Genomic DNA, 16,503 nt, shown 5'->3' with positions numbered 1-16,503 from the left:
CCCTACAGCTGGTAGGTGGAGTTGATGATGGCGCCCTTGCGCGCGTAGTGGATCAACGCGTCCTGGACGTCGAGGGGGTGGGTGGGGATGACGCCCTCGATGAGGTCCTCCTCGCGGGCGCCGTGCAGGGACAGCCCGAAGCGGCAGCAGTAGACCTTGCCGCCTTCGGCGATGAACGTCTTGAGCTGGTTGTTGATGTTGTGCTCGCCGGGGAAGGCGGAGTTGCCGACGGTGGGGAAGCCCCGGGTGGCCAGGCAGTTGAGGGAGCCTGGGCCGTAGAAGTAGATGGCGGTCTCGAAGCCCTTGCGCAGGGCGCGGGTGGCCTGCAGGACGGCGACGAAGGACACGGACGACTCGTGGGCGATGCCGTGGACGAGGGTGAAGTAGGTCTCGCCGTCCTCGGCCTGGTAGTCGGGGAAGACCTTGGTGGAGCCGTAGATGCTGGAGCCCTCGGGGAGTGAGGGGTGCGGGATCTCGCCGAGGGACTTCTGCTCGACGTCGCTGAGCTGGGCGGCTTGGGACATGGTTCTCTCCTTGTGCGAGGCGGGGGTCGGGCGGGGGGTGGTCAGTCGTAGAGGGCGGCGAAGGTGTCGCGGAAGACCAGGTCGGCGAGTTGGCCGCCGCCGGTGGCTTGCGCGAGACGGGCGTATTCGCCGGTGAAGTCGCCCCACGGCTGGTCACTGGCGAAGAGCACGCGGTCGTGGCCGAGGCCGCGCTGCTCGATCTCCCGGGCGAGCCAGAACGGCAGGAAGCCGATGGCCCAGGAGAGGTCGGTGTAGACGCGCTTGCCGGCGGCGATCCAGTCGAAGAAACGGGCACCGGCGAGCTTGATGTGCCCGCTCATCCCGCCGCCGAAGTGCACGAGATGGACGGGAACCCGGTCGGCGTACCAGTCGACGAGGTGGCCGACCTCGTCGATGTCGGAGGCGGCGCCCGGAGAGGTGTGGACGTGGACCACCAGGCCGTGCCGGGCAGCGGTGGCGAAGATCCGGTCGAGCTGCGGACGGCAGGCCGGGTCGGTGGGGCGGCCGCCGAGCAGGAAGCTCAGTTTGAGCGCCTTCACACCGGGCTCCCCCGCCAACGCCAGTGCCTGGCTGGTGCGTTGCCCGTCCTCGGGGCGCGGCGAGACCCACAGGCCCGCGCGGATCCGGTCGTCGGACTGGGCGGCCTCGATCACCAGCTCGTTGAAGGAGAAGGCGACGGCCGGGTCGGGGACGCCGTAATTGGGGATGACCAGGGCGCGTTCGGTGCCCTCGGCGTCCAGGTCGGCGACGAGCTGTTTGATGGTGGCGCGGGCGGTGGTGTCGGGGTTGACGGGCGGGCCGCCGTAGAAGGGATAGGCGGGCAGGACACCGAGGTGACGGTGGGCGTCGAAGACCATGGCCGTCAGCCGATCGGGAGGGCGGCCGCGAGGGCGTTGGGGGCGCCGGTGAGGGTGCCGCACACGTCGGCCAGGCGGCGCGAGGCGTCGATGTGGTCCGCGAGGAACTCGGCGTCCCGGCCCACCGCCTCGAACCGGCCCGAACCCCAGGTGTACTGCCAGGGCAGGCCCAGGAAGTACAGGCCGGGGACGTTGCTGACGCCCCGCCAGTGCATGGGGTAGCCGCGGCCGTCGAAGGCGGGAATCTCGATCCAGCGGTGGTCGCGGGTGAAGCCGGTGGCCCAGACGACGGAGGTGATGCCGGCCGCGGCGAGGTCGAGGGCGCTCGGCTGCCGGTCCGGCCGCCATACGGGCCGGTAGCGGGCCTCGGTGACCGCCTGGACGCCGGTGGCCTCGATGTACGCGTCGATGGCGTCCTTGATGCTCTCGGCCACCGCGTCGGCGTGGTCGAGGTTGGCCTCGAGGTCGTCGGCGAACTCCAGGACCGGTCCCTTGACGTCCTTGAGGCGGCCGTACAGGCGCATCCCGTCGCGGGCGAAGGCCCTCAGGTCGATGTCGCGGCCGCCGTCGCGCCCGGTGACGTAGTGGTTGACCCGCAGGCGCACCGCGTCGGCGTCGTCGAACCCGTCGATGCTCTTGTCGTAGTGGCCCATGTCGTCCAGCCAGGCCACGCAGTCACGGCCGCGGTAGAAGCGGGCGACCCGGGGCGCGCTGCCGACCGCGAGGTGCACCTGCCGGCCGGCGAGGTGGAGGTCCTCGGCGATCTGGCAGCCGGACTGGCCGGTGCCGACCACGAGGACCGCGCCGTCCGGGAGCTGGCCGGGGTTGCGGTAGCCGGAGGAGTGGAACTGTTCGACGCCGGCGGGCAGTCGCTCGGCCATGCGGGGCAGCTTCGGGGTGTGGTAGGGGCCGGTGGCCACGACGACCTGGTCGGCGGTGAACTCACCGGCGGTGGTGCCGATCTCGAAGACTCCGCTCGCCGAGCGGCGCAGCCGGGTCACGGCCACGCCCTCCACCAGCGGGGGCCGGAAGGCGGCGACGTACTCCTCCAGGTAGCGCACGATGTCGTCGCGGACCATGAAGCCGTCGGGGTCGGCACCCGCGTAGGGGTGGCCGGGCAGTCTGCACTGCCAGTTGGGGGTCACCAGGCAGAAGGAGTCCCAGCGGCGCTCGCGCCACTCGTGCCCGACCCGGTGGGCCTCGATCACCACGTGGTCGACGCCGCGCTCGCCCAGGCAGTGACTTGCCGACAGGCCGGCCTGGCCGCCGCCGACCACGGCCACCGTGTAGTGGGTTCCCGAGAGCCGGGGTGCGGGGGTCACCGTGCGCTCCCGTCGGCGTCGAGGAGCGCCTCGACGGTCACCTTGGCGTCGGCCGGGAAGGCACGGACGCGTGCCGTCTCCTCGATCCGCTCCAGCTGGCCGGAGGCGCCGGTGCAGTAGAAACCGAATTTCTCCCGTACCCTCTCACCGGCGATTCCGAGCGCCGTCCGGCTCCGCTCCAGGAAGTCGGCCACTTCGTACTCGGCGCCCGCTGTGAAGTAGTCCTCGATTACTGTGGAGGGGGAATAGCAACGCTGGATGCCACCGTCGGGCCAGCGCACATCGAAATACATCTCGGGCATGACATCCTCCATGCCTGGCGCCGAGGTCTTCGCACCTCGCCGCTGCGTGTGACCACCACTTCAGCCAGCGGCGATTACCGAACCAAGTCATCCGGACTAAAGCGGAGTTACGGAACCCTCACGCCAGGCCGGGCCCGGCGCGCGGGAATTTGCCTCCCAGGCAATTTCCGCCACCTTGCACGAAATCAACAGAGCCGCGGGGCCGGAGCGCGCCATTTGCGGGGTAATTCCGCCACTCGGCGGCTCCGGATATTCGACCTGCCGACCGCAGGCGTTCTCACAGCCGTGTCCGCACTTCCGGCCCCGCGAGGACAGAGGACAAGCGCGTGCCCCTGGCCTGTCCCCGTTCGGCCCCGAGCTCGGCGCCACCCCGGCTTGGCAGCCGACCCAGGGGCGCGGGGAACTGCGCGACCAGCCCTCACCGGCCCGCAGGTGGCCACCGGCCGCTTCGGCACCGCCGAGATCCGCCGTCGCGGCTGAGCGCATCGTGTCCGAGCGGCTCCCGCACGTCTTCACGCCCGGCGTGGCCGCCGCGACGCGGCAGCGCGAGGCCGCCACGCCGCCGAGTGACGGACAGCTGAGCCAGGGGGGCACGCGCGGCACCTTCCGGAGCCGGCGAGAGCGGGTCTCGTGAGCCACCCGCCAAAGCCGCTCGGGCCGCCACGAGCCAAAGCGGTTCGGGGCGCCACCGCCAAAGCAGTCCGAGCCACCACCCGCCAAAACGGCTCGGGCCATCACCCACCAAAACGGTCCGAGCCACCACCCGCCAAAACGGCTCGGGCCGCCGCCCGCCGTCGACGGCGTGGTGCCCGGTGGTGCGCGGCGGCCGGGCTCGCCGGTCGGTGGATCAGGCGTTGCGGTCCTGGCGCGGTGCCCGGGTGCCCCCGCCGTTCGGGACCAGGGGATTGGGCAGCGGCAGATAGCGCGCGTCGGCGCCGTCCGCGCCGGTCCAGCGCAGCAGCAGGTTCGTCTTGCCGGGCAGGGTCGGGGACGCCAGCAGGGCGGTCGTCTCCGGGAGCGGATGCCGGGCCAGCTCCCGCCGTGCCGCAGGCCACGGGTCGAACCCGGGGTGGTGCTCGGCGAGCGCGGCGGCGACCTCGGCCAGGTGGTTGACGACCAGGCAGTACACCAGCCGCTCCCACCCGGCGGCGCGCTCCACGTCGGAAAGCAGCTTGACCCCTTCGGCGTCCCGGTACAGCGCCTGCACCGGCATGCCGTCGGCGTCGACGGCGACCAGGGTGTTCTGCAGATGCGCTTCGAGGACGACGCCGTGCTCGGCGAAGGCGGTCAGGGCCGGGGGCACGACCGCCCGCAGATACGCCTCCCACCAGGCACCCGGCTCCGCCGCCGTGGCCAGCGGGTCGCCGTCGAAGCCCTCCACCAGGCCGGCGGCCAGCAGGGGGGTGGCCCCCGGCAGCAGCGGCCCGCGCAGCCCGTCCCGGACCAGCACGGCGAGTTCCTCGAAGGCGAAGCGGGCCGTGCGGTAGCCGCGGTCGCCGAGCCAGCCGGCGGGCCCGTCCATCGCCGTGAACGCGGCGGTCGCGGCCGCGTCCGTACGGCGCAGTCTCCGCAGGTCGTGCGCCCACAGGCGGCGGATGTCGTTGGTGATCCGGACGTCCAGGCTGAACTTCAGGAAGAGGTCCCGCCGCGGCTCGTACACCGTGCGGATCGCGGCCGTCGGCCAGGTCACGAAGTCCGTCTCGCCGAGGCGCAGCAGCCGACCGTCGGCGAAGGCCGGGGCGAGGTCACGGGCGACCAGGTCGAGCTGCCAGGGGTGGGCGGGCAGCAGCCGGTAGCCCCGCGGTACGGCGGCCGGGGCGGCCAGCGCGTCCAGCGCGGCCGTGTCGCCTTCCTCCACCACCTCGTCCTCGCGGACCGCGAGCAGCACCAGCGGGAACCGGGCGTGCGCCTCGGGGGCGTACGGCAGCCAGGCGGTGACCGGGCCGCCGCCGCGCGCCTTGGGGGCGGGGTGGTAGGGATGGCCGGTGATGAGGGACTGCTCCGAACGCAGATACGGGTCGTCGGGCGCCGTCGCCCGGGCGCGTGCCGTGAGCAGCGCGGCGACCGCGTCCCGGCTGTCGATCATCTCGGCCGGCAGGTCGCCGTTGGACAGGCCGGTGTGGCCGCGCAGTTCCTCCGCGACGAGTTTCACCAGTTCGGCGTGGCCGACGCGGTGCCAGGCGCCGTCCGCGTACACCTCGGGCGCGGCGGGCCGGCGTGCGCCGCGCACCCGCAGCAGCCGTCCGCCGCCGGGCAGCCGGTAGACCCGCGGCGTCCCTTCCCTGGTGTACGGGAGCGGCTGGGCCACCTCCCGCAGCAGGCAGTTGAGCAGGGGCGCGGCAGCGTACGCGTCGGCGCGTTCGCCGACGGTGTCGCCGAGGGGCATGAGGTCCACGCGTTCCATTCGTTCTCTGTGTCCACACCGTCCGATCCTGATCAGTATGTCGCTTGTCACCGGTCATCATGACCGTCGTACCCGGCCCCGAGGAGCCCTCCCGTGCACCGTCCCTCCCCCATCGAGACCCGGCTCGCCGCGGAGCTGGCCGAGGCGCGGCCGGACCTGGCCGACCGGTACGCGGCCGAGCTGCCCGGTGCGCGGGCGGCGGTGCTGACCCGGCTGTGGCGGGCGCTGGCGCACGAGCCGCTGCCGTGGGTGGCGCGCCGGGTGCGCGGGGCGTACGGCCTGGCCCTGCGGCTGGCCGACGGCCGGGCGCTGCACGGCCCGCCGGCGGATCCGTACGCCACCGGCGCGTATGTGACCGCCGTGCGCCTGGACGGGGTGGCGTACGACGATCCGGCACGGTTGATGACGGAGCTGGGGTGGCCGCACTCGGAGGGGTTCGCGGCCGAGCTCGGGCACAGCGTCGCGTCGTCGGCGCTGTCGCGGGCCGATCGGGAGTCCGCCGCGAAGGAGTGGCCGGAGCACGACTGGGAGTGGGAGCAGCGGGTCGTCGACGGGCATCCCTTCCACCCCAACTGCCGCTCCCGGCCCGGTTTCTCGGCGGCGGAACAGCTGGCGTACGGCCCGGAGCACCGGCCGGTGGTGCGACTGGAGACGGTTCCGGTCGCGGCCGGGGAGTGCCTGCTCACCGGTGACTGGCCGGACGAACTCCGGGACGCGGGGCGGCTGTTGATCCCGGTGCATCCCTGGCAGAACGCCCACGTCCTCAAGGGCGGCCGCGCCCGGCCCTGGCGCGAGGCGCACCCGCTGATGTCCCTGCGCACCCTCGCGCTTCCCGGCGGACCGCATGTGAAGACCGCGCTCAGCGCCCGGCTGACCTCCTCCGTGCGGGACATCTCGGCGTACTCGGTCGGCGCGGCGATGACGTTGTCGTCGTTCGCGACGGACCTGGCGTCCCGGACGGACGGGCTCCTGCACATCACCCGCACACTGGGCGCGGCGACCGCCGGCTCCCCTGATCTGGCGGCCCTGTTGCGCGAGTCGCCGCAGGTGTACGCGGCACCGGGGGAGCGGGTCCTGCCGGTGGCCGCCCTGGCCACCACCGCGCTGCCCGGGTCGGCGTCCTGGCTGGCCGACTTCACGCGTCTGACCCTGACGGTGGGCCTGCGGCTGCTGGACCTGGGCGTGGCCCTGGAGGCACACGGCCAGAACCTCCTGGTCGTGCTCTCCGGGACCGGCGCGCCGCTCCGCCTGGTCTACCGGGACCTGGCCGACATCCGTCTCAGCCCCGCCCGTCTCACCCGCCACGGCATCACCCCGCCCACCCTGACGGGCCGTCTGGTCACGGACGACGAAACGGCGCTGCGCCGCAAGCTGTTCGGCTCCCTGGTCGCGGGCGCGCTGGCGGGCGCGGCGGGTTCGGGCCCGGCCCTGGCGACGGCTCTGGAGGCGGCCGTACCGCGTCTGCCGGCCACCTCCGATCTGACGGCCCTCCTCGAAGGCCCGCTGCCGGCCAAGGCGTTGACCCTGATGCGGCTGTCCCCGCAGGTGCCCGGCGACCAGTGGGCGGCACTGCCGAACCCGCTCGCCGCCCTGCGTTGACCATGCCGGTCACTCCTGTTCACCGGTCCGGACCTCGTTTTGGAGCCCGGCACCTTTGATCAATAGGATCCGCCGATGATCAGAACACATCGGTTGGCGGCAGGAGTCTGCGCTCTGCTCGCCGCCCTGGCGGGCGGGATCGCGTTCCCCGGCCAGGCGGTCGCCGACGAGACCGAACAGGCCGCTCCCAAGGTGGAGCTCGTGCTGGACGTCAGCGGTTCCATGCGGACGGCGGACATCGACGGCGGGACGCGGATGGCCGCGGCGAAGCAGGCGTTCAACGAGGTGCTGGACGCGACGCCCGAGGGGGTCCAGCTCGGCATCCGCACGCTGGGCGCCAACTACCGGGGCAACGACCGCAAGGAGGGCTGCAAGGACACCGCGCAGCTCTACCCGGTCGGCACGCTCGACCGCACCGAGGCGAAGACCGCCGTCGCCACGCTCACGCCGACCGGCTGGACGCCGATCGGCCCCGCGCTGCTCAAGGCGGCCGACGACCTCCAGGGCGGCAGCGGGACCCGCCGTATCGTCCTGATCAGCGACGGCGAGGACACCTGCCAGCCGCTGGACCCGTGCGAGGTGGCCCGCGAGATCGCCGCCAAGGGGGTCGGGCTGACCATCGACACCCTCGGCCTGGTGCCGGACGCCAAGACCCGCGACCAGCTCAGCTGCATCGCGGACGCGACCGGCGGCACGTACACCTCCGTCCAGCACAAGGAGGAACTGACCGACCGGGTCGGCCAGTTGGTGCACCGGGCGGCGGACCCCGTGGTCACCCCGGTGGCGACCGAGGGGACGGACCAGTGCTCGTCCGCGCCCACGCTGAAGTCCGGCCTGTACACCGACCGTGAGGAGTTCGGTCAGCAGCGCTGGTACAAGGTCGCCGTCGACCCGGGCCAGGAGCTGCGGGCCTCGGTGAGCGTCGCGGCCGACCGGGCCGTCAACGCCGACTACGGGGTGCTGCTGCGGGCGGTGACCGTGCACGGGCGGGAGATCGTGCGCGGCGAGGCGTCGGGCCTCGGCCGTACGGACGTCATCTCGACCGGGCTGCGGTACCCGAAGGCCGAGAGCGACGACGAGGACGCCGCCCCGGAGACCGTCTGCCTCCAGGTGACCAACTCCTTCTCGGCCGCGTCCGGGGTGAAGACCAGCCCCGGTCTGCCGGTCGAGCTGACGGTCGACGTGGTGGACGGACCGTCGCAGGCGTCCGACGTCGCCTCCTTCGGCCTCGGCCGCGGCTGGTGGCTGCTCGGCGCGCTGGTGCTGACCGGCTTCCTCGCCGGTCTGGTGTGGGGCTGGGTGTCGCGCTGGCGGATCGCGGTCTGGAGGAGCAACTGATGTCGATCACACGTGTGTTGAGCGCCGCCCTGCTGGCGGTGGGCCTGCCGGTGGGGCTGGCCGCTGGTCCGGCGGCCGCGGACTCCTCCCCCTCCCCCAGCGCCTCGCAGGACAGCGGCGCGCCCACCCAGGCGGGCACGTCCTTCCGTACCGCGACAGAGATCGACCAGGGGCAGCAGGCGACGGCGAGCGGATCGACCGGCGACTACCTGTACTGGTCCTTCCCGGCCGACGCCGGGCAGCGCCCCGACGTCAAGGCGACGGTGAAGCTGCCCGCCGCGCACGCCGCGCAGACCTGGCAGCTCGACGTGTACGACGGGCTGCGGCGCCGGCAGGCCTGCCAGTACGGCGCGCAGACCCGCACGGCGGCGCAGGGTGCCACGTCGGTGGAGCTGGCCTGCGTGATGCGTACCGTGCGGGCCTGGTCGGAGCCGTGGGCCGACGACCCGCTGCCCGGCACGTACTACATCCGGCTCACGGTGGTGGACCTGACCTCGGCCGACCTCGGCCAGCCGGTGAGCGCCGAGGTGCGGGTGGACTCCAAGGACATCGGCGGCTCGGCGGCGGTGGACGGTTCGCTGGCCAAGCCGCTGGTGCCCGGGATCGCGGTCACGTCCGCCGCGGACGACGGCGCCTCCCCGGCCACGGAGTCGGCGAAGCCGGCCGTGCTGTCCGGCATCGAGCCCGACGGCGGCTGGTCCTCCGGCTGGTGGAGCGACCGCTGGGTGTGGACCGGGATCGGCGGGGTGCTGGCCGCGCTGGCGGGAATCGGCGGGTACGCGCTGACGCGGGGGGCGGGGCGGCCGTCCCGGGTGCCGCCGGGCGCGTGATCCGCCGCCGAACCTGGTGACTGGGCCCCGTTCGCGGCGGCCCAGTCGTCGTTTCAGGCCTCCCTCAGCTCCTTGGCCAGTGGCCCGTCCCCGGTCACCGTCAGCCGTCCGGTCCGTATCGCCTCCACGAGCCCCAGCTCGCCCCGCGCCAGGGCCGTCCCCGTCCCGGTGTCCAGTACCAGCCGGGCGTCGGGCTCGCGGGGTGCGGGACCGTCGCCGTACACCGGGCCGTCCTCCGCGCCGGCATGGAGGTGGAAGTGCCCCTCCTCCAGCCTGACCTCGACCAGCCCCCGGCCCTCCAGGGCACGCAGCAGCGGCAGTGCGAACCAGTGGGCGCGGACGGCGTCGGTGGGCCGGCGGTCGCCCAGTTCGGGCTCCCCCCACGCGCCCAGCGCCTGGATGACCGGTAGCAACTGCCGTCCGCGGGCAGTGAGTTCGTAGACGTACGCGGCACCCGGCGGGGGCAGCCGCCGCCTGGTGGTGACCCCGTCCCGCTCCATGTCCTTCAGCCGGGAGGCGAGGACGTCCGTGCTGACCCCCGGCAGATCCGCGTGCAGGTCCGTGTAGCGGCGGGGACCGGCGAGCAGTTCCCGGACGATCAGCAGGGTCCAGCGGTCGCCCACGACGTCGAGGGCGCGGGACGCGGAACAGTACTGGTCGTAGCTTCGGCGAGGTGACATGCGGCGCAGTCTAGACAAGATGTTGGACTTTCCAAGCTCCCACTTGGTAAAACCAAGCATCACGAGTTTCCGGAGGGGCGCATGGAGTTCCGGCAGTCCAACAAGCTCAGCGAGGTCTGTTACGAGATCCGCGGGCCGGTGATCGAGCACGCCAACGCCCTGGAGGAGGCGGGCCACAGCGTGCTGCGCCTGAACACCGGTAACCCCGCGCTGTTCGGCTTCGAGGCGCCGGAGGAGATCCTCCAGGACATGATCCGGATGCTCCCGCAGGCGCACGGCTACACCGACTCGCGCGGCATCCTCTCCGCCCGCCGTGCGGTGGCGGGGCGCTACCAGACCCTGGGCCTGGAGGTGGGCGTCGACGACGTCTTCCTCGGCAACGGTGTCTCCGAGCTGGTCTCCATGGCCGTACAGGCGCTGGTCGAGGACGGCGACGAGATCCTCATCCCCGCCCCCGACTTCCCGCTCTGGACGGCGGTGACCACGCTCGCCGGCGGCAAGGCGGTGCACTACCTCTGCGACGAACAGGCCGACTGGTACCCGGACCTGGCCGACATGGAGTCGAAGATCACGGACCGCACCAAGGCCGTGGTCATCATCAACCCCAACAATCCGACCGGCGCGGTCTACCCCAGGGAGATCCTGGAGGGCATCCTCGACCTGGCCCGCCGGCACGGCCTGATGGTCTTCGCGGACGAGATCTACGACCAGATCCTGTACGACGACGCCGTCCACCACTCCACCGCGGCCCTCGCCCCCGACCTGGTGGTCCTCACCTTCTGCGGCCTGTCCAAGACGTACCGGGTGGCCGGCTTCCGCTCCGGCTGGCTGGTCGTCACCGGCCCGAGGCAGCACGCCAGGGACTACCTGGAGGGCCTCACCATGCTGGCCTCCATGCGGCTGTGCGCCAACGCCCCAGCCCAGTACGCCATCCAGGCCGCGCTCGGCGGCCGCCAGTCCATCCGCGAACTCGTGCTGCCCGGCGGCAGGCTGTACGAGCAGCGCGACATGGCCTGGCAGAAGCTGAACGAGATCCCCGGCGTCTCGTGCGTCAAGCCGAAGGGCGCCCTCTACGCCTTCGCCCGCATCGACCCCAAGGTGCACCCCATCCACGACGACGAGAAATTCGTCCTGGACCTGCTGCTCCAGGAGAAGATCCAGGTCGTCCAGGGCACCGGCTTCAACTGGCCCGCCCCCGACCACTTCCGCATCCTCACCCTCCCCCAAGCGGAGACCCTGGAGACGGCCATCGGCCGGATCGGACGGTTCCTGAGCGGGTACCGGCAGTAGGGGCCGGCTTCCCCGGCGGTGGGCCCGATCCCCCGGACTCTGCTCCGAGTGCGGTCAGGCGTCGGGGCGGATCTTGCCTCCGACGTATGCGATGCGGATCTTCCCTTCCTCCCCGATCGGGCGGAAGTGGATACGGCCCGCTCCCGGGGTGAAGCGGGCGTGGAGACGGAAGGCCGCCGGCGCCGAGACGTCCAGCCGCTCCGGGCAGCGCTTTACGGGCACGACCCAGCCGGGGTCCGGATCACTGGGCTTGAGAAGCTGTGTCTGAGCCATGCATGGCACATCGAGCACCACTTCAGTGCAGGTCAGGAACTCGAAAGGCCGTATCGTCCGGGCCGAAAGTGGTTGGTCGCGAGCTGGTGAAGGAACCGGAGGAGGAGCGGCGGACATCTCCTGAGCGATCAAGCTTGAGGAGACTGTGCGGTGCGGATCTACATCAGTGCGGACATGGAAGGCATCACGGGGCTCGTGGACGCTGATGATGTCCAGCCCGGCGGCCGGGACTACGAGCGTGGACGGCTGATGATGGCGGAGGACGTCAACGCCGCCGTCCGTGGCGCCGTCGCGGCCGGTGCCACAGAGGTCACCGTCAACGATGCACACGGTCCGATGCGCAACATCGTGCCCGGGTCGCTGCATCCGGCAGCCCGCCTCATCCGTGGCAAGCCCAAGCAGATGCTGATGCTCGAAGGCCTCACCCCCGAGCACGACGCCGTGATCTGCGTCGGCTACCACTCACGGGCCGGCGCCCTCGGCGTGCTGAGTCACAGCTTCATGGGGCACGAAATCGAAGACATGTGGCTGGACGGCCGGCCCGTGGGCGAGATCGGCCTGGCCCACGCCACCGCGGCCGCCATCGGCGTTCCGGTGACGGCCCTCACCGGTGACGACTGTGCCTGCGCAGAGATGACGGAATGGGACGCCACCGTGACGACCGTGGCCGTGAAGTACGCGCGGGACCGATTCGCGGCAGATCTACGGCCGGCGGAAGAAGCACGTGCGGCAATCGAGAAAGCGGTCGCTGCCAGTCTCTCCACAGCGCCGAAGGCGTCAGAGGTCCCTGCGGACCCGTCCGTCCTCACGGTCCGCTGGCAGTCGGCTTCAGTGGCCTCGACGCTCCTGGGAATTCCGGGGGTCACGTCGGCAGACACGCGGACCGTCCAAGCGCAGGGTGCCCTGCCCAGCCTTTACCGGCTCTTCGGCGTGTGGACGCGAGTGGCTGCCTCCCTGACCAACCAGCCGCCGTATTGTTGACCGCCGCGACAACGGCTGGGCGGTCAGCGGGCCTCGCCCTACGTTGCCAGCATGGGCAAAGACCGGGACTCCAAGCGCCTGCAAGGCGACCAACTCGCCTTCGGTGCCCAGCGATGGGCCGCCTTCGTCTCGTACGCCGCCGATCACTGACGTGTGACATGGGCGGCCGGGCGGCCGTTCGTCCGGGTGGACGACATGATCACCGAACTCGACGTCCGCCACGTCGCCGGGCACCACGGCGGCCCCGCACTGCTCCTTCCGGTGGAACCGCGGCACGGCCTGCGGGCGCGTGACTTCGCCGAACTGGAGCGCTGGGCTCTAAGTCTGACGTATGGCTGATGTCTTTCTCGTCCGGCACGGCGAGACCGAGTGGTCGCGGTCCGGACGGCACACCGGGCGGACCGACGTGCCGCTCACCGAGCACGGCAGGGACGAGGCACGGCGGCTGGTGCCCTTGATCCGCTCGCATCGCATCGGGGCCGCCTTCGTCAGCCCGCTCCAGCGAGCCCGCGAGACCGCCGAGCTGATCGGCGTCCCCGACGCCCGGGTCGACGCCGACCTGCGGGAGTGGGACTACGGCGGCTACGAGGGCGTGACCACCATGGAGATCCAGCGCACCCGCCCCGGCTGGTTCCTGTTCACGGACGGAGTGGCGCCGGGCCCCGCGGACCATCCCGGGGAGAGCCCGGAGCAGGTCGGGGAGCGGGCCGACCGGATGCTGGCCAAGGTCGAGGCGGCCCTCGCCAACACGGAAGGGGTCGTGCTGCTGGTGGCCCATGGACACTTCTTGCGCGTCCTGACCGCCCGCCGCCTCGGCCTGCCCCCGTCCGCCGGCGCCCTCTTCCAGCTGGCGACCGGGACACTGTGCCGGCTGGGCACGGAGCACGACCGGCCGGTGATCGCGGGCTGGAACATCCGGCCCGGCGGGTAGCGGGGCCGCGTTGTCAGTGCCCGGTCGTAGTCTTCGAATGGGCCGCTCACCAGGCGGTTCCGGACCGCAGACCAGCGGGGAGGAGCACCGTGACCCGACCGCCCACCGCCGCGCAGCGGCGAGTCATCGACGCCGCCGACCCGGTCACCGGGCGGCTGCGGGGTACCGAGGCGCAGCTGACGGCACTCGTGAGGCGCGGGCTCGCCTTCCGGCACCCGCGCCCGCCGCACGACCACTTCCTGACGCCGGCCGGACATCGGATACGGGAGGCCCCGGAGCCCCCGGCCGCGCCGGAGCCCGAGCCGGCCCACGGCTTCGCCGCGCGGGTCGGCGGGGAGGAGCCGGCCGACGCCGGGCCCGCCCGGGCGCGCGAGGTGCACAGCGCCTGGCAGGGGCTGCTCGAACTGCGCCGGATGACCAATCCCGACGGCGCCGTGGACCGGCCGTGCGGCTGGGAGCGTACGCATCTGGTGCGGGCCGCCGCACTCGCCCTGGAGGCGGCCGGCCACCCGCCCGAGGGGCCGGGCACCCCCGGCTACCGGGTGCGGGCCACCCCGCAGCCGGAAGCGGTCGCCGTGTACGCGCCGGAGGGCGAGCCGCTTCGGGCGTGCGCGGCCACGCTGGAGCGGGCCGGCTGGCAGACGGGCGAGTACACGGAGCCGCGCACCAGAGCGCGCTATCTGCTGGCATCGCCGCGCCGGGTGTGACGGGCGTGTCAGGATGCCGACAAAAGATCAGTGCGCCGTACACGAGACGTCGTGCACGAGACGTCGTACGCGAGAAGGGGAAGTCGTGAGCGAACCGTATTCCGTCCGGGTGACCGTCCGTGGTTACGAGACCGATGTGCAGGGCCATCTGAACCAGGCGGTGTACATCAACTACGCCGAGCACGCGCGCTGGTCCCTGCTCCAGAGGGCCGGGGTCAGCCAGACCCGGCTGATAGGCCGGGGCGTGGGTCCGGTCGCACTGGAGACGACCATCCGGTACAAGCGCGAACTGGTCGCGGGTGACGAGGTCGATGTGACGTGCGAGTTCGAGTGGAGCGGCGGCAAGACGTTCCGGATACTCCAGAAGATGACCAAGGCGGACGGCACGCTGGCCGCCGAGGTCGACGCGGTCGGCGGGCTGCTTGACCTGAAGGCCCGCAAGCTGGTCGCCGATCCGCGCGAGATCTTCGAGGAAATCACCTCGGCCCCGGAGCTGTTCGGGTTCTGAGGCGTTCTGAAGCGTTCCGACACGGTCCGCGCCGTCGCACCGAGGAGGGCGCCCGGTCTCAGGGGCGCGAGGGATTCACCGGCCGGTCCGGCATCGCCGGATTCCACCGTTGCGGCGGGACGGCGGCGTCGGGTGGCGGTCTACACGTCGAGCAGCTCCGGCCGGTGCTCGGCGTCGTAGACCGCCCGGGCCTGCGCGATGTGGTGGCGGTTGCGCTCGGCCCACTCGGTCAGCCGCTGCAAGGTCTCGTGCAACTCCCGTGCCATCGGCGTGAGTTCGTACTCCACGCGCGGGGGCACGGTCGGGTACACGGTGCGGGTCACCAGGCCGTCTCGCTCCAGGTTGCGCAGGGTGAGGGTCAGCATCCGGCGGCTGATGCCCTCGATGCCGCGTTCCAGTTCCGTGAAGCGGATCGGGCCGTGCGAGGACGCGACCAGGATCTGCACGCTCCATTTGCCGGCCACCCTGTCAAGAACCTCGCGTACGGGGCAGGCGTGCGCGTTCACGACCTGGCTGGGAGCACCGGTGTTCCGCTGGGACATCGAGCTGCCTCCTTACGCCGTCCTCTTCGTGGTCACTCACCTCGCTGTCCTGGCGAATCGCGGCGATCGCGGAGGCCGGAAGGCCATGTCGACCTCGACCGGCACACCGGCCGCACCGGTGACTCCTTGCCGAACATACCCGCGTCGGGCGTCCCGCGCCGTCCTGTGCGCGGGCGCCCGTTGGTGACGATCCAGACGGCGCCGTCGTCACCGTGGCGGTGCCGGCCGTCCAACGCGACCTGGGCTTCGGCGGTCCGGGGCCGGCCTGGGTGGTGAACGCGTACCTGATCCCGTTCGGGGGGCTGTTTCCGCCGTTCGGCCGTCCGGGTGATCTGGTGGGCCGTAAGCGGACGTCGACGGCCGGACTCGCCGTGCGGACCGCGGCCTCCGTGGGGTGCGGGCCCGCCACGGGCCAGGGCGCGAATCGCGGCGCGGGCGGGGCGCGGGGCGGGGAACTGATCGCGGCGCGGGCGGGGCGCGAGGCGCTTCGGCCGCCACGTCGGTCAGGACTTCCCGAACGCCTCCCTGTGGTCCTCGGCCCACTCCCGATAGGTCCGGGCCGGCCGGCCCAGCACCTGCTCGGTGTCCTCGGTGACCACCGCGTTCCCGCCGGCGCGGACGAACGCCAGGCCGGTCAGGACGCTCTCCGCCCGGATCCCGTCCATGCCCCAGGCCGTGCGCAGGAAGTCACGGGTCTGCTCCGGGGACAGGTCCCGGGTCGGTACCGGGCGGCCCAGCACCTCGGCGAGGACGGCGGCCTGGCCGGGGACGGTGATCGCCTCCGGCCCGGTCAGGGTGTACGTACGTCCCGCGTGCCCGGCGTCGAGCAGGGCCCGCACCGCCACCTCGGCGATGTCACGCGGGTCGATCACGCCCGAGGCGCCGTCCCCGGTCATGTTGGGCACCGGCTCGCCCGCGCGCAGGGCCTGCAGCCAGGTCAGCGTGTTGGAGGCGAACGACGACGGCCGCAGCACGGTCCAGGCGAGCCCGCTGTCCCGTACGGCCCGCTCACCGGCCAGGTGCCACTGCCCGGAGGGGCCGGAGTCCGGATCGCCGGTGCCGATGGCGGAGAGCTTCACCAGCCGCTCCGCACCGGCGGTCCGGGCCGCGTCGGCCAGCGCCGCGTCCTGTCCCTCGTCGGGGCCGGGCGGCCGGAGCAGGAACACGGCCGTGGCCCCGGACAGCGCGGCGTCCAGGGAGGCCGGGTCGCCGTAGTCCCCGCGCACCACCTCCACCCCGGCGGGCACCCGTGCGTTCGCCGGGTCGCGGGTGAGCGCGCGCACCTTCGCACCGCGCCCGGCCAGTTGTCGTACGACGTCACTTCCGATGGTGCCCGTGGCACCCGTCACCAGGATCATGGGTCCACGGTGGGCCCGCGGGTGCGCCCGGCTCTTGGAAATTCCGGCACGGCCGGC

At 72.5% G+C, this 16,503-nt stretch carries 18 protein-coding genes and 2 pseudogenes; 11 read left to right on the top strand and 9 right to left on the bottom strand.

The window, feature by feature from the left end; genetic code table 11:
• Window positions 1-2: 2 nt before the first annotated feature.
• The 5 genes from LQ326_RS38895 to LQ326_RS38875 form a co-directional block, all read right to left on the bottom strand.
• A complete protein-coding gene (locus tag LQ326_RS38895) occupies window positions 3-524 on the bottom strand; it encodes an MSMEG_0572/Sll0783 family nitrogen starvation response protein (RefSeq protein ID WP_234543791.1) in 522 nt (173 codons plus the stop codon).
• A gap of 41 nt (window positions 525-565) precedes the next feature.
• On the bottom strand, window positions 566-1,381 hold the full coding sequence (locus tag LQ326_RS38890) for an amidohydrolase family protein (protein ID WP_234543790.1): 816 nt from the start codon (window positions 1,379-1,381) through the stop codon (window positions 566-568).
• Between the two features lie 5 nt (window positions 1,382-1,386).
• Entirely contained in the window at window positions 1,387-2,703 is a 1,317-nt protein-coding gene (locus tag LQ326_RS38885; protein ID WP_234543789.1) for an MSMEG_0569 family flavin-dependent oxidoreductase, read from the bottom strand.
• Window positions 2,700-3,005 carry an MSMEG_0570 family nitrogen starvation response protein gene (locus LQ326_RS38880; RefSeq protein WP_234543788.1) on the bottom strand — a complete coding sequence of 102 codons (306 nt, stop codon included), beginning with the start codon at window positions 3,003-3,005 and terminating at the stop codon, window positions 2,700-2,702. Before LQ326_RS38880 ends, LQ326_RS38885 begins: the two co-directional genes overlap by 4 nt.
• An 847-nt stretch (window positions 3,006-3,852) precedes the next feature.
• On the bottom strand, window positions 3,853-5,409 hold the full coding sequence (locus LQ326_RS38875) for an IucA/IucC family protein (protein WP_234543787.1): 1,557 nt from the start codon (window positions 5,407-5,409) through the stop codon (window positions 3,853-3,855).
• A 93-nt stretch (window positions 5,410-5,502) separates the two neighbouring features.
• On the opposite strand from LQ326_RS38875, the gene LQ326_RS38870 reads away from it, so the two are divergent.
• The 3 genes from LQ326_RS38870 (at window position 5,503) to LQ326_RS38860 (ending at window position 9,176) form a co-directional block, all read left to right on the top strand.
• Window positions 5,503-7,008: an IucA/IucC family protein gene (locus LQ326_RS38870; protein WP_234543786.1), complete on the top strand. Its 1,506-nt coding sequence runs from the start codon at window positions 5,503-5,505 to the stop codon at window positions 7,006-7,008.
• 75 nt (window positions 7,009-7,083) lie between these two features.
• Window positions 7,084-8,346 (top strand): VWA domain-containing protein, encoded by a 1,263-nt coding sequence (locus tag LQ326_RS38865; protein ID WP_234543785.1) that lies wholly within the window; start codon window positions 7,084-7,086, stop codon window positions 8,344-8,346.
• Window positions 8,346-9,176, top strand: coding sequence for a hypothetical protein (locus LQ326_RS38860; RefSeq protein ID WP_234543784.1), 831 nt, complete (start codon window positions 8,346-8,348; stop codon window positions 9,174-9,176). The genes LQ326_RS38865 and LQ326_RS38860 overlap by 1 nt, the downstream gene beginning before the upstream one ends.
• 53 nt (window positions 9,177-9,229) lie before the next feature.
• Here LQ326_RS38860 and LQ326_RS38855 read toward each other — a convergent pair whose 3' ends face one another.
• Entirely contained in the window at window positions 9,230-9,856 is a 627-nt protein-coding gene (locus LQ326_RS38855) for a winged helix-turn-helix transcriptional regulator (protein WP_234543783.1), read from the bottom strand.
• A gap of 81 nt (window positions 9,857-9,937) precedes the next feature.
• Between LQ326_RS38855 and LQ326_RS38850 the strand changes: the two genes are divergently transcribed.
• Window positions 9,938-11,146 (top strand): pyridoxal phosphate-dependent aminotransferase, encoded by a 1,209-nt coding sequence (locus tag LQ326_RS38850; RefSeq protein ID WP_234543782.1) that lies wholly within the window; start codon window positions 9,938-9,940, stop codon window positions 11,144-11,146.
• Window positions 11,147-11,200: 54 nt separating this feature from the next.
• Here LQ326_RS38850 and LQ326_RS38845 read toward each other — a convergent pair whose 3' ends face one another.
• Window positions 11,201-11,419: a hypothetical protein gene (locus LQ326_RS38845; protein WP_234543781.1), complete on the bottom strand. Its 219-nt coding sequence runs from the start codon at window positions 11,417-11,419 to the stop codon at window positions 11,201-11,203.
• A 150-nt stretch (window positions 11,420-11,569) separates the two neighbouring features.
• Between LQ326_RS38845 and LQ326_RS38840 the strand changes: the two genes are divergently transcribed.
• From LQ326_RS38840 to LQ326_RS38815, 6 genes and pseudogenes are all read left to right on the top strand, one after another.
• Window positions 11,570-12,400, top strand: a complete 831-nt coding sequence (locus tag LQ326_RS38840; RefSeq protein WP_234543780.1) for a M55 family metallopeptidase — start codon at window positions 11,570-11,572, stop codon at window positions 12,398-12,400.
• A gap of 51 nt (window positions 12,401-12,451) precedes the next feature.
• Window positions 12,452-12,550, top strand: coding sequence for a DUF397 domain-containing protein (locus tag LQ326_RS38835; RefSeq protein ID WP_234543779.1), 99 nt, complete (start codon window positions 12,452-12,454; stop codon window positions 12,548-12,550).
• A gap of 3 nt (window positions 12,551-12,553) precedes the next feature.
• Window positions 12,554-12,739: pseudogene (locus LQ326_RS38830) on the top strand (hypothetical protein); the annotation flags it as partial.
• The gene (locus LQ326_RS38825) at window positions 12,732-13,331 is read left to right on the top strand and encodes a histidine phosphatase family protein (RefSeq protein WP_234543778.1); all 600 of its coding nucleotides are present in this window, start codon (window positions 12,732-12,734) and stop codon (window positions 13,329-13,331) included. The pseudogene LQ326_RS38830 and the gene LQ326_RS38825, both read left to right, overlap by 8 nt.
• A gap of 89 nt (window positions 13,332-13,420) precedes the next feature.
• The gene (locus tag LQ326_RS38820; protein ID WP_234543777.1) at window positions 13,421-14,038 is read left to right on the top strand and encodes a hypothetical protein; all 618 of its coding nucleotides are present in this window, start codon (window positions 13,421-13,423) and stop codon (window positions 14,036-14,038) included.
• An 85-nt stretch (window positions 14,039-14,123) separates the two neighbouring features.
• The gene (locus LQ326_RS38815; RefSeq protein ID WP_234543776.1) at window positions 14,124-14,546 is read left to right on the top strand and encodes an acyl-CoA thioesterase; all 423 of its coding nucleotides are present in this window, start codon (window positions 14,124-14,126) and stop codon (window positions 14,544-14,546) included.
• 140 nt (window positions 14,547-14,686) lie between these two features.
• On the opposite strand, the gene LQ326_RS38810 is transcribed toward LQ326_RS38815, so the two are convergent.
• Window positions 14,687-15,088 (bottom strand): winged helix-turn-helix transcriptional regulator, encoded by a 402-nt coding sequence (locus LQ326_RS38810; RefSeq protein WP_234543775.1) that lies wholly within the window; start codon window positions 15,086-15,088, stop codon window positions 14,687-14,689.
• Between the two features lie 85 nt (window positions 15,089-15,173).
• Between LQ326_RS38810 and LQ326_RS38805 the strand changes: the two are divergent.
• Window positions 15,174-15,531, top strand: a pseudogene (locus LQ326_RS38805) (MFS transporter); the annotation flags it as partial.
• Window positions 15,532-15,591: 60 nt separating this feature from the next.
• Here LQ326_RS38805 and LQ326_RS38800 read toward each other — a convergent pair.
• Window positions 15,592-16,446: an NAD(P)H-binding protein gene (locus tag LQ326_RS38800; protein WP_234543774.1), complete on the bottom strand. Its 855-nt coding sequence runs from the start codon at window positions 16,444-16,446 to the stop codon at window positions 15,592-15,594.
• Between the last annotated feature and the right edge of the window lie 57 nt (window positions 16,447-16,503).

Origin of the sequence: Streptomyces shenzhenensis, from assembly GCF_021462265.1 — a bacterium.
Classification (GTDB): domain Bacteria; phylum Actinomycetota; class Actinomycetes; order Streptomycetales; family Streptomycetaceae; genus Streptomyces; species Streptomyces shenzhenensis.
This window is presented reverse-complemented; position numbering and strand designations above follow the sequence as displayed.